The following is a 24874-nucleotide window of genomic DNA, read 5'->3' as shown; positions in this document are numbered from 1 at the left end:
TCAGAAGTCAGAATTCACTCTGAAATTATGTACGAGTAGGCTCAAAACCTTACCCAGAAGCAAAATCAGGATGATTACAGTTCAAGTAGAACAGGAAGTAACTCAGCAGGATCGGATGACTGTCATCCAAATGATTCGCCAGTTCAATCAAAATTTTTTTCCGTTGTCGCAGTGGCAACCCATAGCAGTTTTTGCACGAGATGAATCAGGCTTAATTGTTGGTGGAGTTCTGGGTGAAATCGGTTGCGATTGGCTTTATATCAGAGTTCTAGTTGTTCAAGAAGACTTACGCGGCAAAGGAATCGGAAGCAACATCCTGAAAATTGCTGAAAAAGAAGGTCAAAAGCAAAACTGTGTAGGGGTTCATCTTGAGACATTAGACTTTCAAGCTAAGGAATTTTATGAATCTCAAGGCTACACTGTATTTGCTTTTCAAGAAAATTACCCACTGGGCCATAAAAGATACTTCATGCAAAAGTTGTTTAATCTGAGTTAAACATTCAGAAGGTAGCGATTTTAAGTTGTATAGTTCAAATCGCTAGAAAGACGCAAAGATGCGGAATGCAATTTGAATGACGATTAGCTTAATGTCCTATTAACCTGTCCAGGTTCAACATTAAACACTTGTGGCAATATTACTCAGGGTGCTTTTCTGGGCATCTTATATATTACAAGTTATGTTAACCAATAAATCAGATGGGGCAGCCACAAAAACCTATAGCCGCCGAACAGCAGATCCTCTCTTTGGGGCGCGTCCTCCAGAGCCTTAGAGAAGAAGATGATGTTGACGTTCTGATTGAAACAACTATTTCTTATCTCAAGGAAGAGTTTGACTACAAACTGATTTGGATTGCTCTTTACGATCGCCTGAATCACATATTATTTGGAAAAGGGGGCATCACACCCGATCGCGACATGAGCTTTTTACGCCAAAGGGTTGTTCTCAGTCCTGGGGATTTATTAGAGCAAGTAGTAATTGAACAGCATCCTTTGGGCGTAGCTGATTTGCAAACTGAAATCCGTGCCGCCGAATGGCGAAAAGTTGCCGAAAAATTCCACATCCAAGGAACGATTATTTTACCGATTCGCTACAAAGACCGTTGCTTGGGCTTGGTATTACTGGGTTCAGAACGCTGGGGCTACCTACTGACAGGAGAAACAAAAGCACGTTTGATGATGGTTTTAGGTGAACTGGGGGCAGTGCTTTATCAAAATGAAATGCATAAGCACCAAAAGCAAACCAGGCGAACTGACGAGCCATTATTAGAATTGCTAGAAAATTTACGCACCCTCAGCAACCTGAATCAAAGACTTGAAGCAGCTGTGCAAGCAACTCATAAATTTGTCTCCCCCAGCCGGACAAATGTTTACTGGTTTGAGCGCGAAGGGCGCTACTTTTGGTGTCGAATGAGCAATCAGCTGGTCAAAATGGATCGCAATTCTAGCAGTCAGCAAGCAGCAGGAATGACTGTACAGGACTTGAGCGATTTTTATTATGCTTTGGCAGTTAACCAAATTGTCTCCATTGGTGATGCCCGCAGTTCTTTAAAAAGCCATTTTACGGCTAAATTGCTGCAACGTTTGAACGTGCGATCGCTCCTAGCAGCTCCGATTATTTGGCAAAAGAACTTAGTCGGTTTTCTGGCGGTGGAAAGCAATGAACCTCGCATCTGGACAGACACAGACAAAAATTTTGTCCAGGGTGTTGCTGGTTTAATCTCCCTAGTTACACCTACCGAAAGCATGGAAAGCACTATCAAACAGATTCAAGAGGATGCCCAACTCACTAGCCAAGTTGCTCAAGGTATCTATAGCGAACATGACCTCCAGACAACTTTACATAGTTGTGCTAAAAGGGTTTTAGCTCGATTAGGTGCTACCCGCTTTTTGCTGTTGCAGTATGACCCCGAACAGAAGAATTATCAATTTACTTACCAAAGTCAGCCCCAAAATCGTCGTCCGTTGGCATTTACCCTTCAAACCCTCAAAGAATTAGATGGGCAGCTTTTACAAAGTTCAACTCAAGCGGTAGAAATTGAGAACTTAGATGAAGATTTACGCTTTTTTAACTGGCGACCCTTGTTGTTAGAGAATAATGTGCGATCGCTACTTATTTGTAAATGCACTCATGAGCATATCCCAGCAGCACTTTTGCTGATTACTCATGACACCCATCGTTCTTGGACAACTATAGAAAAAGAATTACTGTGGGCTGTCAGTCAACAGATTGGTGTAATTGTTCGTCAGTGGCAATTACATAACCGCACTACCCAGCAGCAAAAAACTTCCCAGGCATTTGAGCAATGCTTACGCATCCTGACACAATCCCAAAACAGCGTTGAGGTCGAAAAAAAGCATTTAGAATCTACAGCCCTCGAACAAATAGCCTCAATTTTGGGTTGTCCTCTAGCGCTAATGCTATCCTGGGCACCTGGTGAAAGTCGGGCAGAAATTATTCCTGGAGTGATTGACAATAGCCAATTTGGGATTTTTTCTGATGCATCTATTTATATCCAGGCTGAAGCCTTAATTCAGTGGGCACTTGTTACGGAGAATTATCTGACTTTGAAGGTGGATAATTTACCTCCAGAAACCAGGAAATGGTTGAATGTTCCAGACAAAAGTCAAATTTTGGTAATGGCATTACGTACAACTGCTGATTATGAAACCACTGGTGTCGTGTTGCTTGTAGACTATCAAGAGCGTCGTTGGTCAGAACAAAACCTCAGTGCAACAGCAACTCTGATTTCTCAATTAGCCTGGTGGCGTCGTGAAAAGCAAATTACCCGACTTTTAGAATCCACAACCGAAGAATTACGACAACTCAACTGGTACAAACACCGTCGTCTAGAGGAAATTCAAAGAATAACGGCCCATTCCCTTAAACAAATACATGATTTGGGCATTCCTGCTAATGAACTGACTCAGATGCGCTACCAGCTATTGCTGCGGCAGTTAGACCATACAGCCACCTCTATGAGTGGAATGCTAAAACTCGAACACTGGCAGCTACATATTAGTTGGGAAACGATGCCCATAGCCAGTTTACTGAAGCGATCGCTCGAACGGATCGACAATTTACTTAAACAACAAAAGCTGTGGATTGGGGTACATGGCTTGGGACAATCAATTGACGAGCAAGAATCGCCCAAAAACTCTCCATTAGTTAGAGGCGTTCCTCCCTCCAGCGCTCAATCTGCAATGGCGATCGCTGGTGATATTGTCAAAATTGAATTAGTTATCCATGAATTATTGATTACTGCCTGTAACCGTTCTCAAACCGGTAGCAGAATTGATATTTGGTGTCGCCGTTTAGATGCGTCAAAACCCTTAGATATAAAATATTCTTCTTCTTCTTCAACTGGAGCGGCTGAACATCAGACATCCCTAGAATTATCGATCACATATAACGGTGCGATCGAACCCCAGTTACTCACAGAACTACATGATAATACACCCAAAGATGTGCTTGCTCCCTCCAACCTCGATCAACCACCAGGTTTACATCTAGCCATCTGCCAAAACCTCATGCAAGAGTTGGGAGGAGAATTAAATTTCTATCAATTACCAGATAATCGGGTAGTCAGTCGCTTGCTATTACCGTTAGCTATTCATGATTCTTAGTGCAGTTTTGCATAAAATCGTGGCGAATTGAGAGTTGAAATTTAAACGCAGATGCGCTTCATCTTCCCGCAGGGAAGATTAGTACAGATGTGCTGTGGTTAATTATCTGACTTATACGATCACTGCTATAACTACAAGCATTAACAATTTATTTTTGTCACTGTCAAGGCTAATTAAACCTAAATATAAAATTATGTTGGCAATTATCGCAACTATTTTGTATATATTTACTGAGTCTATAAAGAGTTCAACAGTTAGCTTTTGTTAACTTGAATATCTCCAAAAAACGTGACATTTTTTAAAAGAATAGTTAACATATAGCTTGATAAAATACTGATTATCACTATTATTAATTTTAATTCAGGTGAAAAATAATCAGATTAACAACTTGTACTAAATTTTTCTATAAATTTTCTTTACAAATATTATTAAACTAGAAAAATCTAGAAAGTATTTAGTATTTAATTATTGATTAAATATCAAGCTTAATACTTTGCATAAATAATTAAATCAAAATTAATTTCTGAAATTACATATCGTATTTACATATTTAATCAACCTTTTATATTGCTTTTGGGATGGCAATAGCAGCTTGAGCCTACATTTTTGAGGTAATGAGATGGAATCAGTGCATCGAATTATAATTGTCAGTTTATGGATTTTAAGTTTACAGCAAAGAGAGTTATATGGATGCTACAAAATATTTACAAGCATCAAGAGGATTAAATTGCGACTCTTAAACTACCGTTTTGAGGAAGGTGAATATAAAATTTATCTGCCTGGAGAAATCTATCAATGAGCTTTAGATACCTTAAGCATTTGTTGAGATTTAGTTCAATCCGAAGCATTATTATTTTGGTTCTAATATCAATTCCTAACTTGTATACTGCATCTGCTCAGACTACTACGAAAGGTGGAATTGACTGGATTTTAGTCGTAGATACTTCTGCTTCCATGCGTGGTGCTGGTGGAACCAAAAACATTTTTGAACCAGTAAAAAACTCTATTACCGAATTTGTTAATACAGCCAGATTAGGCGATACAGTTACTATTTATAGCTTTGATAAAGATGTCACTCTAAATGCCAATGATATCACTATTAATAGTAACCCAGACAGAGGTAAACTCAAGCAAATAATTAGCTCACTTCAAGCTGAGGGTGTGCGTACTTATACAGGTAAGGCTGTGCAAAAGGCTTTAGAACATTCTGCCTTATTAAATAAACGTGCTGACGCTCTTGGTCGTACTGTGAGTATCGTATTTTTGACAGATGGATTAGAAGATGTGCGTGGTATTGCTAATCCTGTTTCTATTCCTGGTAATACCCAATTTCTACGCGAGCAACAATGCAAACCCTACATATTTTTTGTGTCTTTAGGATTAAAAGAACACGAAAAGCAACTGAATGACTTTGCTAGCAATCCAGCGCTTTGTGGCAAAGGGCAAGTATTGCGAGATCCTGGAGGAGTTCAGCTAAACCAACTGGCTCAAAATATTCGACCAGCGCTTATTAAACCCAAACTTGATGTTAATCTAACGACTGTCAATTTACCCCCAGTGTTACCGGGAGCAACTACTGAACCACTCAATATTAATGGTATTAGTAATGTCAATGCTAAGGTAAGTTTGCAACTGGAAGACCCTCAGCAAAGTGGTATTCGCTTAATTTCAGCAGATCGCACCATCGACTTAGCAGCTAATCAAGCAAAAGTAATTCCTGTGCGTTTACAGATACCACCGGAGGCAAAGGGAGGCGTTAGTAGCTTGCGCTTGGTATTGACAAGTGCAGATCAAGCGATCGCACCAATTAAAATTGACCTACCTGTAACCATTCAGTCACAACTACAAATACAACCTACAAAGATAGATTTTGGCTCAATAGAAGCAGGGAAAACCACTGAAACCCAAACTTTTGTAGTTCGCAGCAATATATCTGGAACAGCTAGCTTACAACTGCAAGGCAATTTCAAAGACGTTTCTATAGCAGAACCTTCAGCAGCCATATCCTTACAACCAGGGGAAAGTAAAATTCCTGTGCAGTTGCAGGTTACTGATAGTAGTTTTGCAGGCGATCGCACCTTCACCTTAGCCCTGAAGCCAGATAACTCAATTGCTAGTCCTGTAAGTGCAGAAGCTCATCTGTATATTTTGATGCCCCTATGGCGGAAAATAGTTATTTGGTTGCTCTTAGTGCTGCTGGTGTTGTTAATTGCCTTGATAGTAGTTTGTTTGATTCAACGCAAAACCCCCTTAGAATTAGCCGAAGATTTCCGCAACCGCAACCGCTTAGAAGGAGCATTGGTAGTGCTAGAACCACTGCCACAATCATCGGAAGATGAAGAGATTAGTCTCACTCACCTACAGAAGGGTAGAGTATGCCTGAGTGATTTGATACCAGCCATTGCTGCGACAAATTCTGATGCCGAGTTAGTCACAGTTTGGCGGTTAGGCAAAAAGAATATAGATTTGCGGTGTTTGAAAGGTGTAATTTTTGTCAATACTAAAAAGATAAATACAGATGAACTCTTCAACGAGGACATCATCGAGATTGGCAACGTTAAGTTGCAATTTAACTGGATTGAACACCAAAGACCCTCTGAGACAAGCAGTGGGCAGACAAACTTTTGAATAAGATCGCAGGAAAGTGAATGTTAAGTCCCACGGTTGTGCGTCCCACGGTTGTTTTTCGTCCTACCGTTGTTATCGGGCTAGGAGGAACGGGTTATGAAGTCGTACTCAAACTTAAAAAGCGATTTATAGATGTTTATGGCTCAGTTCCAGAAGTTATTCGTTTTATTTCTATTGATACTACTGAAAATATCCAAGAACGAGAAAAATCACCTGATGGCACCAAGGTTATCTTAGAACCGAATGAACTTTATGCAATTTCTGTCGCAAATCCCCTACCGCTAACACGTAACGACCACATCGCTGAATGGTGGCCTAGGGATATTTCCGCAGCTAGCTTGATCAGTGGCGCTGGACAGATTCGGGCCCGGGGACGGCTCGCCTTGTTTGCGAAAGTAGGCGATATTGACGCTTTAATCGCTCAAGCAATCAACACTGTCCGCGAAATTCGCACTAGTAAACAAGCATTTTCCGATAACTTTCAAGTTTCCAGTCGGGATGGTGTCGAAGTTTTTATTGTTGGTAGCTTGGCTGGTGGAACGGGCAGTGGCACATTCTTAGATACGGCTTTTTTAACACGAGAACATCTTAATAATTTTTCTAATATTACGGGGGTATTTGTTTTACCCAGAGTGTTTGCCAATATTCCCCAAACTCACTTGGTAAAGTCTAATGCCTATGGCGCTCTCAAAGAAATCGAACACTTTTGGGGATTGTCACCATCTAATAGCATTGAGATCGATTATGGCATTAAAAAAATCAAAGCCGATCGCCCTCCCTTTGATGCAGTATTTTTAATTGACGGGGTTAACAAAAATGGAACTGTAGTCGGTCGTCCAGATGATTTGCAAAATTTAGTTGCAGATGGTTTGTACATCCAAATTGGTTCTCAAATCGGTCTAGACGCTGCTAACGTTGCTGATAACATTCGCGCTTATCTGGCAACTGGTGAAAAAGTTCGAGGACGCAATATCAATTACTGTAGTTTTGGTTTTGCTACTCTAACTCTGCCAGTACAGCAATATGAGCGGATGAAATTAGAAGATGCTCAAAGTTTGCTGAAGAATGAGTTGATGGCATCTACCCCAACACTTGATTTAGAAAGCGACATTACCCGGTTTTTAGAAGATTGCAAATTAGCAGAAGCTACTACTCTCCTGAATGCGTTGACTGAAAGCGATCGCGGCGGACAGATGAAACCCGAATTTAGAATTGGCGAAATCCGTCAGGATCGGACAGCTTTGCCGACGATCAAAGAACTCTACAAACGCCAGTTGGATCAATTTGAACAACGGACGGCTCAAGAATTGGGATTAAGTTTTTATCGCTTAGAGCAGACTGCATCTACTGCGATCGCAACTTTCTGGGAACGCAGTCTTAATCGTCCCAATGGACTAGCTTATGTTTTGGAGTTTTTGAGTAACCTTTCCCAAAAATTAGACGAACTACAACAAGGTGTCCAGCGTAAGTCGCAAGAGGCACAATCCAGTTTCAATGCTTTGAAATTAGAACCACAAGAAGAAAAAATTAAAGAAGTTGCAGAAACTTGGTTCCCAAATAAAAACACGATCCAAGCAGCTTGTCAGAGATACAAAGAACGGGCTGACCAAAAGTGGAAAACTTATTTACATTGGAAACGGTGTGATAAAGCGGCTGAACTCTATGGTGTACTACGGGCAAAGGTAGAGCAAATCCAGGAAAAGTGTCAGCGTCTACACAGCAACTTAGATAAAGTTTACCGAGATTTAGAACAAAGTTATCACGAGGTCAACCGTCAAGGAAGTAACGATAATCCTTTTATTCATACCATTCAGCGTATAAATATCCAATCGAAACGCCCCAAAGTTACTGGCGAAGATTTTATCCGTTGGCATCGAGAACAGTCCCAAACTTTAACGAATTGGTCTGAGAAAAAAGCTGAAGATGTCAAGAACGAAATCCTGAAATTTGTAAATGAAGCTTACTATCCTCTCACCAGCATGACTGTTGAGCAGGTTTTAGCAGATAGTAATCCCGAAGATGCGGGGCAAGATTTGCAACAACTTGGCAAACTTGCAGTTCCTCTCTGGCAGTATGAAGTATCGGAAATTCCCATTCAACAGCAGCACTTAATCACAGAATTTTATTATTACGGAGTAGAGAGCAACAACACAATTTTTAGCGATCCACCTCTTTCTAACCGCTTACCTAAAGGAAATAATAATCCTTCCTTCGTACCGACAGGCGAACCCCATAAGGTGATGCTGTTTCGGGTGGAAGTCGGCGTTCCCTTATTTGCCTTCAACGGAATGAGGGAACTGGAATCAGCTTACCTAGATCCGAATAAAGTCTTCAAGCACTTACATCGCAATTGGACAAACTTAGCTAATTTAATTCCACCGGAAGACGACGGTGGGGCGTTGCGTTGGTTTGCTTTAGCGCTAGCACCCGATCCTTATAAATTGGTTGTCAATCAGAGTAAAAAATATTTTGTTTCTACAGAACAAGCGAAAAGATTAGAGGGCGGAGTTTTGCCATTGGGAGGCGATCGCAAATCAGCATTTAAAGCTTTCAAAAGCAACTTGCCTCTAGTTAAGGAAATTGCTGACAAAATTGAGCGAATTACCCACGAAGATCAAGACAAAGCCAAATCTACTTTGCAAAACTACATCAATCACCTCAATCAAGTTTTAAAGGGAGGCAAGGTTGATGCCCAAATTCAAGAACAGGTAGAAATGGAAATCCAGGAAATTGAAGCTTACCTGGAAGATTTAGATGTGATTATTTAGCCCTATACTTTGCACTCTGAGAGGATGTTTGAAAAGTCGCAATTCATACTAGTCCTGGCGACTAGAAGTCGCGGCTATACAGACAAAACCTGCCTCCGCAGGTTAAAAACTCTTGATTTTTTCTTAGTCCACGGAGGTGGACTTTGTTTGTGTAGTAGCGAATTCTATTCGCCCAATCTTTTCAAACAACCTCTAAGAATGTTTTTATGCCAAAACCAACTATTTTACTTGCACTCGATCCTCACAGTGCCGCTTTTTGTACAGCCATTAAACGGCAACTGCAAAAATTTCCAGCCGATCAAACCTGTTTAATCCAAACTTATAACTTAACTTGGGATGGTCAAACTTTTGGCTTTAGTGGCGAGTTAGATCGGTTTGCTGACACAAGTTTTGATCTGGCTCAAACTCATAGTAAACAAGCTTATGTTTCCAAAATCCGTACCCAGTTCAACGAAGCTACTGGCGAACTGCAAACTGCACTGATTGAATTATTGAAAACAGCTAGTCAATCAAAAGAAGCGATCGCAGCGAAACGTCAGGGAGTGGAAATCAGCAGCAGCCATCGAGTATATCTCATGCTATCAGCCAGCAATCAATTTGCTAGGGGAGTAGTTTTTGACATAGTACGCTTGATTCGTTGGCTATTTTCTAAGTACTTTACAGATATTCCTTACAGTTTAGAAGCTTTATTGCTGCTGCCAGGGTTATTTACCCAAGCCACAACTACTGATTATGGTGCTGCTTACGCCTTCCTGAAAGAGTTAGATTACAAAATGATCGGTGGAGTTGTGATTACAGGTAGTCAAAAAGTACCACCTTTTGATAACTGCTGGCTGATGGATGAGCGAATTGGGGGACTGAGCGATAATTTGCCTAGCTATGCTGATGCTTTGGCAGGTTTTCTCACCGTGGAACCAGAAACCAACGGCTTATTGCTTGGCGCACAAAAAGTACGGGGGAAAATACCCGCCTATAGTTCATTTGGTTATGGAGAATTGTTTTTCGCTGGAGAAACAACTATTAACCGTTTGAGTGCTGCCTTTGCTGCCGATATTATCAGGGAGCAGTTTTTACCGAAGGCAGAGTTCACTCCCGAAGCAAGTCGAAAATGCCTGTTAGATGCCAAAGGATTTGTCCTTAGCGAAGATTTCAGTAATGCTTTTTTGCAATTAGAACGAGACAACGGTAAACCAGTTTGGCAAGATTTTAATCCGCGTATTGAGATCCATGCAGGGATGGCGCGGGAATATGGGATGGAATTGCAGCGTGCTTATCGGCAGTTTGAAAATAAAGAGCTACTTTCTTATAAGCGCACGTTGGAAAAGTGTTGTAAACAACTACAAGCAAACCTAACCAACTTCTTAGATCGCAGCATAAATAGCTATGTTGATGCTACACCTAGAGGCTTACATGAAGGAGTTAGGCTATTAAACATATTGACCTTTTTATATTTGGAACTGCAAACGGATGCCATTGGCGATCAATCCCAGAATCTGGTTACAGAACTACGAACGGCTGAAGCATTTCTCGATTCAAGATTGCAGGTAACAATTGATCCAGAAGCCACTCAAAAGCTGCTCAACCAAGTTCTATCCTTAAAATTGCGGCAGCAACAATTACAAGATGCTTTAACTGAAAGAAAATCTGAAGAACAACTGCAAGAGTTACAAACTACACAAAAACAGCTAGAAACAGCCGTTGCTGACTATCGTCAAGGGTTAAATGCCGAAATCGAACAAGCTCGACAAATTCGCTTTATGGCGATCGCTCGCGCTCGCGAACAAGCTGAAGCTGCGATCGTTGTCGCTCAGAATCACTTAACGGCCATTGAAAATCAACTTGAAACAGCTACAGATAATTTAGATGAACTACTAACGGAAGAAAACCGTTTTCGATCGCAGTATCTGATCGTTTATCCGATTTTAGTTACTGGAGCTTTATTAGCCTTACTGATTCTGACGGGAATTTTCAGTCAATCAACGCTGTGGCTGTTATTGCAAAAATTTTGGGCTAACTTAGTTACTTATCTGCTTTGGACTGCGGTAACAATTTTGACTTACTTAGGGATAGTTTGGCTCAAATACAGCACTAATATTCGCGATCGCATTCAGAAGGTTCAGAAACAAATTAAACGCCTAGAAAGCACTATTAAAGCAACCGCCGTCGAATTACGTCGCAGTTATAACGAACAATTAAAGTTAGAGTACGATTTATACGCCCAAAATCTCCGTGTCGAGGCGTTAAATTATTTGATTAAAACAGCTAAACAAAGAACTGAAACCTTACGTCAAACTCTATCTGATTTCTCTGAGATACACAATAATTTAATTGCTCAACGCGATCTATCTACTACAAAGTTCTCTGAAACTCGGCTCACAGTTCTAACCGATGCAGATATTGATGCTTATTACCAAAGTTTCCTTTCCACATTACCAACAAAAAAGTTTACTCAGGAACAGGTTAGCCGTTCTCAATCGTGGAAAATTTCTGCTGAAGAATTTCAGAATCAACTTATGCCCTTTGCTCGTCAGCAGTTCGAGCAATTGGGTAACTTGTCTATTGGCGAAGTATTAAAGCAGTCAGATTTAATTGCCGCTAATACAGCTAATTTGCGTTTGAATCAACTTTATGATAGTGCTAATTTATTACTGCGAATTCAAGATATTGACACTAACTTGAACCCAACTTCTCAACGGGAGATTACCCTCTGGCTGGGAGCAAAAGATAAAGAACAAATTTTTGCGTTTTACAGTCGCTTTAGTCGTAGTTTAACCGCCTTGGTAGCTGAAGATGAGCAACGGTTGTGTATTTTGACTCGTTCGTTAGGCTTTCCGGCTTATTTTCTCAGTCAAATTGAGTATTATCGAGACTGCTATGAACGGACTCAGAACGAACAAATCGATGAAGACGAAAACATTCCCGATTTAATCCCAGAAGAAATTGGTTCTGGTAGAGAATTAAAGCTAGCTTATCAAACTTTGATTTTAGCGATCGCTCTTGGGCTACTATCCCAGCATTCTCAAGGTGATTATCAATTTAACGGTCGGTCACTTGGTAAAGACCGAGAACAAATTGCCTTAGCTTTAGCAACTGAGTTTACCCTTCAAGAACTCTATGGAGACTTAGAAGAACGTATCGAAATATTTGAAGGTGATTTTATTTACCATAAATTACAGGAATTTGGAACATCTGCTTCAGATTTAAATCCTTACGAACGCAAGCTTTTAGATCGTCTGCTCTCAGACTATAACCCTCTTAATTAGGCATTAAATCACCTTTTTTACTTCTCTGGAAATTGAATATAGACCTAACCTCAGCCCCTAAAGAACTTCCAGTTAAAACCCTGCGGGACACTGCGCGTTCGCGTAAGCATCCCGCAGGGTACGTAGAGGCGCAATGTCTTATGCCTCCAGTCAGATATTGAGTCATAGGCTCAATGAATGCATTCCCAGTTTCGGACTGAGAAAGAGAAAAATCTTATTAAGCTAGGTTTTTAGGGCTTGTGTGTACACCTAGCTTTTTAAAGGGGATCTTTAGACTATGCACCCTAAGCAAACCGCATTGATACCAATCCTAACTTCGATAATTGGTACAGGCGATCGCTGCTTGATTTTACAGTGAATTGCTTGCTCATCAAAGGATGCTCTGGCACCAACATCACTTATGTGAACTCCTCTCTACTGAATTTGTGAACTTCTCCCTACGCAATCCTTACGTAAATTCCAATTAAAAAACGCTCTTTTTTACTCAAGCTTTACAAGAAACTAGTGGATGCACGACTAGTATGGGTATGTAATCAATCGACTGCATCCCAGATGTAATAACTAAATTACTTATACGGTTATTACTTATGCAGAGGTGTAGAACTGGTAAATAAAAATTCGTCCTTAAATAGAAGATTTCTTCTGCATAAGACAAACATGGCTTGAAAAGTTCCCAAGCTACCCATCCTGCTTGTCTAACTTGGCTCTTACTCATTAGTAAGGCAGTAGATAAGCATGACAAATTTGCAATCTTAACATCGTAAAAAGAAAACCAAAAAATTGTATGAAAAAATACACCACAGTCGTAAAGCGTTTTTTGGCATTAGCTACTCCAGCGATCGCTACTTCGATATTTGCAACCTTACCGAGCCAAGCTGCTACCATTGCCTATTCTGAGTCAAAATTCAACATCAATAACTTTAGTAGTAGTCCTTTAGATGTTAGAACTTTGACTGATAATGTGACTACAGCAATTAGCACAGGTGGTCAAGTAACTGCTGATGCTAACGCTGAGGCTAAGTTTAATATCGATGCAAACAACTCTGCCTCTAATTTGTCTTTCAGCCAAGCTCAAGGTCAGGGTGATGGCTATACAGGGTCGGCGGAAAGCTTCGCTGCGATTATCGGTTATGATTTTATAGTAGACAAAGAGTTTTCTTTTGATTTCAGTGGCTTATTTAACCTTAAAACATCCATTGATGATGCAGTGACTGAACGTGCAAATGCTCGTGGAGAGTTCTTATATCAGTTATACGACAGCGATACTGGTAATCTTTTGGACTCTTTCAAGATTTCTGGAAATCTATCAACGATAGGTAACAATGATGCTTTTGTATTTGAACCGAGTAGTAACATAACTCTTGATTCAAGTCAGACTTCTATTGATAAATCTTTTGGCGGAACACAGGAATATGCTTTGACTAGCTTTAAGGGTAAATATTCCCGTACTTTCGATAAGTCAACTCGTTTAACTTTAATAGAATCTAAAAGTAATCAGGTGAGCGTCTATACTATCCCAGAACCCTCAACAATTCTAGGTTCGCTGTTTAGTTGCACTATGTTTGGTGCTGTCTCAATGCGCAAGCGAAAAAGAGCTTCTTCGGCTGCGTTGTTGATTAATAAAGATTTAAGGTCTGTTTAGTATGTTTGCACTAAGAGAAGTTCAGGTCTGGGAAATGGCATTTATGGAAACCACAATATTTTTGGAACTGTGGATATCGTTTTAAACCCGGAGTACCCCTTTTACAGTTGTCATAAAACCAAGAGATAGAAGACTATGCTTGTTCTCAACTGCTAAGTCTTGCCATTGAGCTAAGTTCATTAGCAAAAGAAAAGTTAGCTGCAAATACAGCACAATCAACTCCATAATTTATGCAAATCTTTTTTAGCTGTATTTTTAATATTTATTCATAGCCAAATACAGCTATTTTGAATAAATTTTACAGTCAGAATTGCATTATCTACTGCTGTTATCTGGGCTGACTTTTCATCAGCTTTGAACTCAAAAACAAGCATAGTCATTCAGCAACGCCGAAGTGTCACTTTTACCTACTGTCTTATACTACATATATGTGGTATCAGATAGAGGTATAAAAATATTCCTAACAAACTTTTATGGGCTATGTCCATAAAAGCTTCCTACAATTTGGTTATGCCAGCTTTATTAAACTTTTGCCGATGTATCGACAGATGCAATAACCTTATCACCATCAGTAATAGCGGCAGCAATACCGGCACCAATAGCACCTGAAATCTCAGCTGAAATACCGGATTTGTCTATTTTATAACTGCTCTTCTTAGCAGTAGAATAACCACGTGCGTAAGCAGATGCAAATCCCCCTTGTACTTGACTAAGATCGGAAACTTCATCTTCACAAAAACTGAGATCGGAAATTCTTAATCGTTCCATAAAAAAGCTCTCTTTGAAAAACGAATGTATTGCTGAAAGTTTTGATAACTTTCAGCAATTTTTCTATCTAAAATGCACTGTAGCACACTGTAGTGCTAAGGCATATTTAGCCGGCAGAAGAACTAGATGAACCAACACTAGCAGATAGGCTGTATTTCTTGGAGACAGCAATGGTGCTAGTGGCAATGCTGGTGATAGCGATGTTTTTACCAAAAGCGAATGCTTTTGAATTAGCATCTGCAAAAGCTATTCCACCTTGAACATTCTCATTTTCAAGAACGGTTTCTACATGAGAAAGATCGTTGATAATCATGATTTTCTTTCCTAAGAGTTAGTAAGGTAAACTTGTTTGTTGTCGTGCCACTACAACTTGTTTTTTAGCAGCATACAAAGAATAGCACTATTAGAATTCGATGAATAGTAGTTTTACGTAAATTTTCTTTCGACAAGTAAAAAACATTCTATTATCAAGTTACTGACACTTTCTGGTATTTAGATATTGTTTGAAAAGTATCTTGCTGTGTATTATCAAGTTACTGACACTCTCTGGTATTTAGATATTTATCTTGCTGTGTATTATCAAGCTACTGACACTTTCTGGTATTTAGATATTGTTTGAAAAGTGTTTCACTATGGCTTTAGACACTTTTACATTCCCTAACTTTCAGGGCTATTTAATTCGATCTATTATGAATATTGCCAACAGCATAGCCAATAAATTTGGTGAAGTTAGTAATCGAAAAATTACTATCTTAAAGAGTCAATTTCAGTACGTTGGCAAAGCCTTGCCGGAGGCATCACCATTTTCTTGTGCAATCAGATTTTTATTCACCTGATTTTTTGCTTGAAACGCTTGTAAATCAGCACCTTTTAGGAAAAGAAACACCCTTGACGGGTTAGGGGTGTTTCATAGCCTTCATTGGTATCAGTCAACTTAAGCTAAAACTCCTTTAAAATCTCGTTTCCAGCCTCCGACAGAGAGCGAGATAATCTCCTAGAAGCTTTTTCTAGACTGGCTTTAACCTTAATTTGACACCAATGCAAGACCTTGCGCCCCTATAAATCTAGAAATAATTTGAGATAATTTATTTTTTGCAAGTCCTTAAAAGAGAAAGATAGTAAGATTCAAAGCCTCTCTCTTTTTAGAAAAAATATTGCAAATAAGTCTAAGGATAGATTGACAATATATTTGTTCGTCGAATTTATCCTGCCTTCTTAGCAAACTGGTTATAATTATCTTCCATCTCCCTCAGAAATCAAATTCTCATATACACAGTATTTATATGGGACGTGTTCGTTCTAAATCTGACCTACCTACAAAAATCTGTCCGGTATGTCAACGTCCTTTCACATGGCGTAAAAAGTGGCAAGATTGTTGGGACGATGTGAAATATTGCTCAGAACGTTGTCGTCGTCGCCGTTCTGAAGCTCAAAATGAAACCAACCGCGATACAGACGCAAATAGCGCAAGAGATTAATGGAGTTACAGGTGCAACCTAAATTAATTATTCATGGAGGGGCTGGTAGTTCTCTCCACGGTAAAGGCGGATTAGAGGCGGTGCGCCGATCGCTCCATACAGTAATAGAAGAAGTTTATTCTCTGCTATTGTCAGGAGCAACTGCCTCAGAGGCAGTGGTGCAGGGTTGCCTAATGCTCGAAGACAACCCCCGTTTTAATGCTGGTACTGGTTCAGTATTGCAATCTGATGGACAAATCCGTATGAGTGCTTCCCTGATGGATGGTGCATCAGGGCGGTTTAGTGGTGTGATTAATATCTCGCGGGTGAAAAATCCGATTGATTTAGCGCAATTTTTACAAAGCTCGCCAGATCGAGTGCTATCAGATTTCGGTTCGGCTGAGTTGGCGCGGGAAATGCAAATTCCCAGCTACAACGCTTTAACGGATTTGCGGTTACAAGAGTGGATACAAGAGCGCCAGGATAATTTTAAAAGCACAATGGCTGGCGTGGTAGCAGAACCCGAACTGTTAGAAACTAGCAATGCCGGACGCGGAACTATCGGTGTAGTAGCTTTAGATGCATCTGGTAAGTTAGCTGCTGGCACTTCTACTGGTGGGAAGGGCTTTGAGCGGATTGGCAGGGTAAGTGATTCGGCGATGCCAGCAGGTAATTATGCGACTAGTAATGCTGGTGTTAGCTGTACTGGCATTGGCGAAGATATCATCGATGAGTGTTTAGCCGCACGGATTGTAGTGCGTGTTACTGATGGGATGTCATTGAAGGAGGCGATGCAGCGATCCTTTGGGGAAGCCCAGGAGAACAAACGCGATTTGGGAGCGATCGCCTTAGATGCTAGTGGAGCGATCGCTTGGGGGAAAACTAGCGAAATCTTACTCGCCGCCTACCACGACGGCGAAAAAGTTGGTGACACCTTGGAATGGACTGGCAACGAACTGATCGGCTATTGTTGAATCAGTTTCAGGGCTTCAGCTAAAGTTTCTTGCCGATCAACCATTGCGGCCAATTCTTGGGCTTCATAACGCCCCTCAAAAGCTTCTAGCGCCGCTCGTTTCAGTGCCACTTGATATCCTTGTTCCAGAATATCGATTAATTCTGTTTGATTCAAGTAAAAGCCACTGGATTTGCGGCGCTTGTTTATTTTGTTGATTTCCCGCACTGTATTTTCTATTAAAACATCCCAAGAGCGAGTAGAACGTTTTTCGGCCTTTTGTTTAATTAAATGGATGAGCAGAATCACACCATAACTATCAATTTTATTGATTTTGTCACTGAGGCTCATTTCTTCTAACTCATCCACCAACAGTAGCGCCTCATGGATTTTGCCTTGTTCTAGAAATTGCCTAAGTTCTAGCAATTCTTCCATGCATGTTATATGTTGAGATTTTGGCTATATTACTAATCTAGCTAGATTAGACATCTGGCAAAAATCGTGATTTATAGTCTAAAACCACAAATCGAGTGCAATTAACACCGATGAATTATTTATGTCGATCTGTGGTTTCATTTTCAACATTTTTCCTTCGCCAAGCTGGTTTCACCACCTGACGACTACGGGCAATTACCAGAGAATCATCAGGCACATCTTCTGTCACAGTAGAACCAGCTGCAATGTAGACATCATCTCCCAAAGTGAGCGGAGCCACTAAAACGCTATTGGCGCCAGTTTTTGTGCGATCGCCTATTTTGGTGCGATGTTTCTTCACGCCGTCATAGTTGGCAGTAATTGTACCAGCACCAATATTTACCTGATTGCCGACAACAGTATCACCTATATATGACAAATGGGCTGCATTGGTGCGATCGCCTAATTGCGTATTTTTCAATTCCACAAAATTCCCCACACGGCAACCAGCACCCACCTGTACCTGACCGCGCAAATGAGTATAAGGGCCAATTCGACTTCCGGCCTGCACAGTGCTATTTATGACTACTGAATATTGCACTGTGACATTTTCACTTAACTGACTATTTTCAATTAAACTTCCCGGCCCAATGTGACTTCCTGTTTGAATCGCCGTATTTCCCCGCAGGTGAGTTTGGGGTTCAATAATTACATCTGGCTGTAATTCCACTGTTTCATCAATGGTGATGCTTGTGGGGTCGATGAGGGTGACACCCGCCAGCATCCATTTTTCCTTGACTCGTTTTTGCAAAATTTCGGATGCTGTTGCTAGTTGCAAACGATCGTTGATGCCGAGAATTTCTTGGTAATCTTCCACATCCACTGCCATTACTTGTCCCACCTGAGTCACAGCATCGGTAAGATAGTATTCTTTTTGGGCATTGTTTGCTTGAAGGTGGGGAAGCACCTTTGCCAAATCTGGCCAGCGAAAGCAGTAAACTCCAGCGTTAATCCGCTGATTTTCTCGTTGAGCAGCCGTACAATCCTTGTGTTCGACAATTTGCTGCACAATATTTTCATCGTTGCAAAAAACGCGCCCATAGCCTGTGGGGTCAGGTAGATGCGAGGTGAGAATAGTGGCAGAGTTTTGATTTTGGACATGAGTTTGTAACATCTGCTTAAGAGTTTCGCTACGCATTAACGGTAAATCACCGTTAAGTACCAGCAAATCTCCACTGTAATTTTCCAAGTGAGGAAGTAATTGCTGGATAGCATGACCTGTCCCCAATTGCACAGTCTGTTCGACAAACTCCAAACTGGGAATTGAATGCATGGCGGCTTGCACTTCCTCGGATTGATATCCCACAATCACGATTCGCCGTGAGGGCGAAAGTGGTTCTACACTTTCGAGAACTCTCTCTACTAGCGATCGCCCACCCAAAGAATGTAAAACCTTGGGTAAGCGTGATTTCATCCGTGTGCCGCGTCCCGCCGCTAGAATTGCTACAACTACCATAATTAGCTATCAGCTATCAGTGAAATTGTGATTAATGCTGTTGGTACTTTAAAATCTCGGCTCAAATCATACCAGCTAATTATAGAAGACTGAAAATATTAAAGGAGTCGGAATTCAGGAGTCGGTATAATTTCACTCCTCAAAAGCAGAGATTATCATACCAATTAGCGTTCATTACAGCAGCTACAAATCATTACTCCCTATTCCCCACTCTTACCTTTTTCCTGACAAGAGCGAATAAACTCTGCAAACTGCTGCATTAATTTGGGGTTACGCCAACCGGAATCAGTTTCTTCTTGCATCACTAAAAGTGCTTCTGCTGAAGTAAAAGCTCTTTTGTAAGGTCGTTCGCTGGTTAGGGCATCGTAAATATCAATTAACTGAAATACTTGCGCTAGGTAAGGAATATCATCCCCCTTGAGTCCATCGGGGTAGCCTGAGCCATCCCAACGTTCATGGTGATGACGAATAATCGGAATTACACCGCGCATACTCCGTAGTGGTTGGCAAATTTTTTCTCCAATCAAAACGTGCTGCTGCATAATTTGCCAATCTTCGGGGGTGAGTTTGCCTTTTTTTAACAGCACAGCATCGGGAATACCTACCTTACCGATATCGTGGAGATAACCACCCCACATCAAATCTCGAATTTGATAGCGTGAGAGGTTGAGGTATTCACCAAAAATTTGTCCCAGTTTTACTAGACGTTCGCAATGGTTGCCTGTATTGGGATCGCGGCTTTCAATGGACATGGCAATGGAAAACAGTACTTGTTCGGCATGGTCTAAATCTTCGTTCAGACGCTTCTGCCGCACCAAGGACTTTACACGCGCCGCTAGTTCTACACGATCGAAGGGTTTGGTGAGAAAATCATCTGCCCCAACTTCAATTCCTCGAATGCGCGATCGCCTGTCATTTAAGGCTGTAATAAAAATTACTGGGATTAACCTAGTCTGCTCATCTTGTTTAAGCAATTGGCACACTTCAAATCCATCCATTCCTGGCATCATTACATCCAGCAAAATCAAATCTGGTTGTTTTTGAGTTACCAATCCGACAACAATAGAACCACTATCCGCCTCAATCACTTCGTATCCTTCCATCCCCAAGAGGGCAACAGCAGTCATCCGGCTGGCGGCATGATCGTCAACGACTAAAACCTTCGGCGGATCTAAATCAAACCCATTCACTTTAGAACCTTTGGCTTGTAGTGTTCTAGAGACCAATGAATCATCATCACAATTAACATCAGATTTTATCCAAGAAGACATTGCTTGCCTATCTTCAAGCATAAAGTCTCCTTGAGATAAGCCTAAAGAATAACCCTCCGCATTTTGCGATTCCACAGCATGATTTGAACCGATACTCTTCACTGTGCTAATAGGGTTTGACCCATTAACAATTTTTTCTGTAAAGCCTGTATGGTTGGATTTCCATTGAATCACAAAGGCACTCCAAGTTTTTGCACAAGTTAGTTAACAGTGTCAGATTTTAAAAAAAAATTTAAGATTCGACTGTATCTGAGTCAGAGTTTCGATATGGATTATGCATGATGTCAGGCTGCCGATCTGGATTTTTTGCAGCATGTATCTTTTATGTTACGAACAAGGTGTATCTTGTTGTCAAATTTTTTGCTTCTAATTCCAGTATGATAAATTCTCACAAATGTTAAATCAGGTTTTTTACGGAGATTTTTTAGCCTTGTGGCGTCAGAAAACGTTGTAATTGACCACTTTATATCAAGATATCGGATTTTGAGTTTTAAGTCTTTATAGTAATCATTTAGATATAAATGTTTTTACTCAGTTATAGGAATACTCCAGTACTGCTAAGTACAATGTAATATTGAATACTAACATATAGTTAAGCTATTTGGCTTGTAAAAACTCGTTGAATTAGGCTTGCAGCACATAGGCGTAGCATATTGTATGATATTGCAATCAAACTACAAACTAGTTCCCATAAAATCCCTGCCTTGTGTTCCCAATAGCCACCTTTTTCGCCAATGAGAGGCAGGTTCAAGGCAAGATATTTGTTGCTCTTGTTGTCGCCGCCTGACTATGACTTCAGTTGGATCGCTCAATTGAGGATCGCGATAGGGAATAGCAGCACGAGTTAGCAAGTGTTCTTTTTCAACTTCTGAGAGGGTAGTGAGTAGCGACTGGTCTTTAGACTCAGCATCTTTAGAATGTGTTGCTATGGTACCAGGCGATCGCCTTCCTACGGGTGGAGTAGAAGATATCACCAAGCCAGCAGACAAAAGTGCTGTGCGTACAGCAGCAGCGCAAGAATAGGTGGCTAATACACCATCTGGATGTAAACACAATGACAGCTGTTTAATAAATTCAACAGTCCACAATTGAGGACACTGTGGTGGTGAAAAGGGATCGAGGAAAATTGCATCTGCCCAGAAACCCGACTGACGTACTAGGGCGATTGTAGTTCTAGCATCGCCAATTAGTAGCTTCGCTATCAAGCAAGGTGTTTGTACTTGATGCTCAAAAGCTAGCTTTTTCAAAATTTCAATATAGTTACAGTTCCAATTGTCGAACAATTGATGAGCGATCGCCGCTTGTGGCACTGCTGGATTCAGTTCTAAACCGATTACTTCAACACAACAACTAGGATTTACTGCCCAAATTGTTTGCAAAGCAGCAGCTGTGTTATATCCTAGACCATAACAAACATCCAATAGTCGCAAGACTGGTTTTTGCGCTGCTGTAGCCAGTTGAGTAGGTTCTACAAACTTGCAAAAACTTTCCTGCGTAGCTCCATAATGGCTGTGAAAGGATTCACCAAACTCTTGAGAGACAAAGGTGAAAGAACCATCTGCTGTTAACTTAGGTGTAAAATTCTCTAAGCCTGACATCTTACAAAAAAAACTAAATAATGACTAATGCCCAATCCCCAATTTGTTGTTTCGCCAGCTTGGCTGTTTGAACATCTAGAAGATCCGCAAGTCGTTATTGTGGATTGTCGCTTTTCTTTAGCCGATCCACAACTAGGACGACAAAAGTATCAAACAAGTCATATAGAGGGGTCATATTACTTAGATTTGAATCAGGATCTTTCCAGTCCAGTGGATAAGCATGGCGGGAGACATCCTTTACCTAATCCTAATGATATAGCTAACAAATTGGCAGCAATCGGGGTAAATTACCAAAAAAGTTTAGTTGTAGCTTATGATGATTCGCGCTTTGCCTTTGCAGCTCGTTTATGGTGGCTGTTGCACTATCTAGGACATGAGCAAGTAGCAGTATTGGATGGCGGCTTGGCTGGATGGCAAAAATCTGGATATTCTGTTACAGATGTTATTCCTTCCCCGCGGATGGGTACGTTTGTCCCTCAAGTACAAACAGAAAAGGTGGTAGATATTACAGCGGTGAAAAACCGGAAAGACAGCCACGAGGTAGTATTAGTAGATTCAAGAGAGAGCGATCGCTACCGAGGCGAACGAGAGCCAATCGATAAAATTGCCGGACATATTCCTGGTGCAGTCAACTATCCCTGGCAAGAAGTTACAGACTCTTCCGGCTACCTACTCCCTCCAGAAGAACAACGCCGTCGGTGGGAAAAGCTAGAAACATCTGAAGAAATATTCGTATATTGTGGTTCTGGCGTTACTGCTTGTGTGAATTTACTTTCTTTAGAATTAGCTGGTATTAGCAAGGGTAAACTTTATGCTGGTAGCTGGAGTGATTGGATTTCCTATTTATAGTTAGGAGTTAGAAGTTAAGAATTAAAACTCCTAACTCTTAACTCCTAACTCTTAACTCCTAACTCTTAACTCCTAACTCTTTTCAAAACCGACCTAATTGCAAACCATAATTAATACTGAAGAACCAGCCATCAAAATCAATGTTTTCGGCGGTTGAACTACCTAAACTTACTCCAGCTTGGACATTCATAAAAATGGTATCGGATATTCGGTAATTTAAGTGTCCGAATAGCCGATAAAATTCGTCTTCTCGATCGCGCTGTGTAAAGTCTGATAAACTCATTTGGTAGTCAATACCAACCTGGAGAGGCTTTTGCAAGTTATAGTTCAGAGACACCCAAAAGGAATTGATTATCCGATTACGACTTTGGGGATCGGCAAAATTTACACTCAATTCGTAGAAGCTATCTAGGGTTAATCTTGAAGTTAAGGGATCTCGCCGTCCCAAAGACAGTTGTAGGGAATTTTCATTTAAAAAGCGATCGCCTGCTTTGAAACTACTGAAACTACAAACTAAAATTACTGCTTTTCGGATTTTTCCCGGATTTTTTTAAACTGAGATGCTCCGATAAAGTTCCTGCTTAAATTTTAGTGAAATACAGCCAGTGGATAATTTCACAACAAATCTTAGCAAGTTATTGTCCCCCATAATTAATGACCCTCTGTCTGAAATGATTATAAAGGATTATATGTAAGGTACTTCTCGTTTAATTTTTTATATCAAATACTCACTTTTCAATCTCCCACAGACTTTATTCCATAAAATTTCAGTCTCTGAAGGAAAACTTAAATCAACTCAATACTTATAGTAATCCAATTTGATTCATGAACTGGCTTGCATAGATGAGGAAAATGTCAACACGAAAAAAAGTAATAACTGAGTTTTTTCAAAAATAAAATATGAGCATATTATTTTATTTAATGCATTAAATCTAAATTAAAATTTAAACTAATTTCCCTAAAAAACTCTTACAACAATTAGCATTAGCTTAAACTTTAATTTTTATGATATTAGTTGAAGGTCAAAATTTCTCAAACTATGTTTTATAAATCGTTTCCATTATTGGTTCTTGGTTTATGGGGACTTATAGTACTGCCTTTGCCAAATCGGGTAAGTGCCATAACTCCTCTAACGCGAGCAGAGATTCAGAACCTCCGCAACATCGTACAACTGATACCCAAAGATAAATTGAAGAAACGTCCTGCACGCAAATTAGATGCAATGACTCCTGGGGACGGTTTGTCAACTGGTCGATCTTCTCTAGCAGATTTGCGTTTTAATGATGGCTCTTTGGCACGAGTTGGAGAACAGGCGTTATTTCAATTTTTGCCGAAGACTCGTGACTTTAAACTGACAAATGGGACTGTGTTGTTGCTCATCCCACCAGGAAAGGGGCAAACACGTATACAAACACCAAATGCAGCAGCAGCAATTCGTGGTTCAGCATTATTTGTACGCTACGATCAACAAACAGACACCACGATTGTGGGTGCGCTGACAAATAGCGGCATTGAAGTTTCTAACAAGAAAGCTTCTGAAACTCAGGTGTTAGAAGCAGGGCAAATGGTGATTATAGTTAAAGGCGAATTTCAGAGGTTATATGATTTTGATCTCAGAAATTTTTATGAAACGAGCCAACTGGTTCGGGAGCTTGATTTAAACAGGCAGAGTCCTGTGCCTACACCTGATCCTGCAATCACCAGTGTTCAAGCCGAAACTACTGCGGCTTTGAAAGCACAGCCACCTATAAAAGGCGAGGGAGTAATTGAAAACCCCTCTTTTGTGCAACTAACTCCTAGCCTAACAGATAAATTACCAATCACTCCAACACCTGTAACGCCCGTAACTCCAACACCTGTAACCTCAACAGATCCAACACCCGTAACCTCAACAGATCCAACACCTGTAACTCCAACACCTGTAACTCCAACACCTGTAACCTCAACAGATCCAACACCTGTAACGCCAACACCTGTAACGCCCGTAACACCCGTAACTCCAACACCCGTAACCTCAACAGATCCAACACCTGTAACGCCAACACCTGTAACGCCCGTAACACCCGTAACTCCAACACCCGTAACCTCAACAGATCCAACACCTGTAACGCCAACACCTGTAAC

16 protein-coding genes and 1 pseudogene are annotated in these 24874 nt (G+C 40.6%); 10 read left to right on the top strand and 7 right to left on the bottom strand.

The window, feature by feature from the left end:
- Positions 1–70 precede the first annotated feature (70 nt).
- The 6 genes from ACM0OX_RS21100 to ACM0OX_RS21075 all read left to right on the top strand — a co-directional run bounded on the left by ACM0OX_RS21100 (position 71) and on the right by ACM0OX_RS21075 (position 13925).
- Positions 71–496 carry a GNAT family N-acetyltransferase gene (locus ACM0OX_RS21100; RefSeq protein WP_414516941.1) on the top strand — a complete coding sequence of 142 codons (426 nt, stop codon included), beginning with the start codon at positions 71–73 and terminating at the stop codon, positions 494–496.
- A gap of 200 nt (positions 497–696) precedes the next feature.
- A complete protein-coding gene (locus tag ACM0OX_RS21095) occupies positions 697–3624 on the top strand; it encodes a GAF domain-containing protein (protein WP_414516940.1) in 2928 nt (975 codons plus the stop codon).
- Positions 3625–4479: 855 nt separating this feature from the next.
- Entirely contained in the window at positions 4480–6252 is a 1773-nt protein-coding gene (locus tag ACM0OX_RS21090) for a VWA domain-containing protein (protein ID WP_414516939.1), read from the top strand.
- 20 nt (positions 6253–6272) lie between these two features.
- On the top strand, positions 6273–9020 hold the full coding sequence (locus tag ACM0OX_RS21085) for a tubulin-like doman-containing protein (protein ID WP_414516938.1): 2748 nt from the start codon (positions 6273–6275) through the stop codon (positions 9018–9020).
- 206 nt (positions 9021–9226) lie between these two features.
- Positions 9227–12283, top strand: a complete 3057-nt coding sequence (locus ACM0OX_RS21080; protein ID WP_414516937.1) for a hypothetical protein — start codon at positions 9227–9229, stop codon at positions 12281–12283.
- A gap of 784 nt (positions 12284–13067) precedes the next feature.
- The gene (locus ACM0OX_RS21075; RefSeq protein WP_414516936.1) at positions 13068–13925 is read left to right on the top strand and encodes a PEP-CTERM sorting domain-containing protein; all 858 of its coding nucleotides are present in this window, start codon (positions 13068–13070) and stop codon (positions 13923–13925) included.
- A gap of 522 nt (positions 13926–14447) precedes the next feature.
- Here the strand turns inward: ACM0OX_RS21075 and ACM0OX_RS21070 are convergent.
- On the bottom strand, positions 14448–14693 hold the full coding sequence (locus ACM0OX_RS21070; RefSeq protein ID WP_289799007.1) for a hypothetical protein: 246 nt from the start codon (positions 14691–14693) through the stop codon (positions 14448–14450).
- A 106-nt stretch (positions 14694–14799) separates the two neighbouring features.
- The gene (locus ACM0OX_RS21065) at positions 14800–15006 is read right to left on the bottom strand and encodes a hypothetical protein (RefSeq protein ID WP_414516935.1); all 207 of its coding nucleotides are present in this window, start codon (positions 15004–15006) and stop codon (positions 14800–14802) included.
- Positions 15007–15976: 970 nt separating this feature from the next.
- Between ACM0OX_RS21065 and ACM0OX_RS21060 the strand changes: the two genes are divergently transcribed.
- Both ACM0OX_RS21060 and ACM0OX_RS21055 read left to right on the top strand, forming a co-directional pair.
- On the top strand, positions 15977–16171 hold the full coding sequence (locus ACM0OX_RS21060) for a DUF2256 domain-containing protein (RefSeq protein ID WP_289799005.1): 195 nt from the start codon (positions 15977–15979) through the stop codon (positions 16169–16171).
- A complete protein-coding gene (locus ACM0OX_RS21055) occupies positions 16171–17124 on the top strand; it encodes an isoaspartyl peptidase/L-asparaginase (protein WP_334840036.1) in 954 nt (317 codons plus the stop codon). The genes ACM0OX_RS21060 and ACM0OX_RS21055 overlap by 1 nt, the downstream gene beginning before the upstream one ends.
- Here the strand turns inward: ACM0OX_RS21055 and ACM0OX_RS21050 are convergent.
- The 4 genes from ACM0OX_RS21050 to ACM0OX_RS21035 form a co-directional block, all read right to left on the bottom strand.
- Complete coding sequence (locus ACM0OX_RS21050; RefSeq protein ID WP_414516934.1) at positions 17115–17537, bottom strand: DUF29 family protein; 423 nt, start codon at positions 17535–17537, stop codon at positions 17115–17117. The two genes, ACM0OX_RS21055 and ACM0OX_RS21050, sit on opposite strands and share 10 nt — an antisense overlap.
- Positions 17538–17652: 115 nt before the next feature.
- On the bottom strand, positions 17653–19032 hold the full coding sequence (gene glmU, locus ACM0OX_RS21045) for a bifunctional UDP-N-acetylglucosamine diphosphorylase/glucosamine-1-phosphate N-acetyltransferase GlmU (RefSeq protein WP_414516933.1): 1380 nt from the start codon (positions 19030–19032) through the stop codon (positions 17653–17655).
- A gap of 200 nt (positions 19033–19232) precedes the next feature.
- Positions 19233–20477 (bottom strand): HD domain-containing phosphohydrolase, encoded by a 1245-nt coding sequence (locus tag ACM0OX_RS21040; RefSeq protein ID WP_414516932.1) that lies wholly within the window; start codon positions 20475–20477, stop codon positions 19233–19235.
- Positions 20478–20977: 500 nt separating this feature from the next.
- Positions 20978–21901, bottom strand: coding sequence for a tRNA (5-methylaminomethyl-2-thiouridine)(34)-methyltransferase MnmD (locus tag ACM0OX_RS21035; RefSeq protein ID WP_414516931.1), 924 nt, complete (start codon positions 21899–21901; stop codon positions 20978–20980).
- A gap of 27 nt (positions 21902–21928) precedes the next feature.
- Between ACM0OX_RS21035 and ACM0OX_RS21030 the strand changes: the two genes are divergently transcribed.
- The gene (locus ACM0OX_RS21030) at positions 21929–22750 is read left to right on the top strand and encodes a sulfurtransferase (RefSeq protein ID WP_414516930.1); all 822 of its coding nucleotides are present in this window, start codon (positions 21929–21931) and stop codon (positions 22748–22750) included.
- 82 nt (positions 22751–22832) lie between these two features.
- Here ACM0OX_RS21030 and ACM0OX_RS21025 read toward each other — a convergent pair.
- Positions 22833–23246: pseudogene (locus tag ACM0OX_RS21025) on the bottom strand (hypothetical protein); the annotation flags it as partial.
- 543 nt (positions 23247–23789) lie between these two features.
- Between ACM0OX_RS21025 and ACM0OX_RS21020 the strand changes: the two are divergent.
- A partial coding sequence (locus tag ACM0OX_RS21020; protein ID WP_414516929.1) for a FecR domain-containing protein occupies positions 23790–24874 on the top strand: 1085 nt, incomplete at its 3' end.

Origin of the sequence: Nostoc sp. PCC 9305 (assembly GCF_963920915.1) — a bacterium.
GTDB lineage: Bacteria > Cyanobacteriota > Cyanobacteriia > Cyanobacteriales > Nostocaceae > Nostoc.
This window is presented reverse-complemented; position numbering and strand designations above follow the sequence as displayed.

Bases quoted from the DNA above. Each gene is read 5' to 3' on its own strand.
- ACM0OX_RS21030 (WP_414516930.1), top strand. From the start codon at position 21,929: ATGCCCAATCCCCAATTTGTTGTTTCGCCAGCTTGGCTGTTTGAACAT.
- ACM0OX_RS21050 (WP_414516934.1), bottom strand. From the start codon at position 17,537: ATGGAAGAATTGCTAGAACTTAGGCAATTTCTAGAACAAGGCAAAATC.
- ACM0OX_RS21070 (WP_289799007.1), bottom strand. From the start codon at position 14,693: ATGGAACGATTAAGAATTTCCGATCTCAGTTTTTGTGAAGATGAAGTT.
- ACM0OX_RS21060 (WP_289799005.1), top strand. From the start codon at position 15,977: ATGGGACGTGTTCGTTCTAAATCTGACCTACCTACAAAAATCTGTCCG.
- ACM0OX_RS21075 (WP_414516936.1), top strand. From the start codon at position 13,068: ATGAAAAAATACACCACAGTCGTAAAGCGTTTTTTGGCATTAGCTACT.
- ACM0OX_RS21085 (WP_414516938.1), top strand. From the start codon at position 6,273: ATGTTAAGTCCCACGGTTGTGCGTCCCACGGTTGTTTTTCGTCCTACC.
- ACM0OX_RS21035 (WP_414516931.1), bottom strand. From the start codon at position 21,901: ATGTCAGGCTTAGAGAATTTTACACCTAAGTTAACAGCAGATGGTTCT.
- ACM0OX_RS21055 (WP_334840036.1), top strand. From the start codon at position 16,171: ATGGAGTTACAGGTGCAACCTAAATTAATTATTCATGGAGGGGCTGGT.
- ACM0OX_RS21100 (WP_414516941.1), top strand. From the start codon at position 71: ATGATTACAGTTCAAGTAGAACAGGAAGTAACTCAGCAGGATCGGATG.
- ACM0OX_RS21095 (WP_414516940.1), top strand. From the start codon at position 697: ATGGGGCAGCCACAAAAACCTATAGCCGCCGAACAGCAGATCCTCTCT.
- glmU (WP_414516933.1), bottom strand. From the start codon at position 19,032: ATGGTAGTTGTAGCAATTCTAGCGGCGGGACGCGGCACACGGATGAAA.
- ACM0OX_RS21080 (WP_414516937.1), top strand. From the start codon at position 9,227: ATGCCAAAACCAACTATTTTACTTGCACTCGATCCTCACAGTGCCGCT.
- ACM0OX_RS21065 (WP_414516935.1), bottom strand. From the start codon at position 15,006: ATGATTATCAACGATCTTTCTCATGTAGAAACCGTTCTTGAAAATGAG.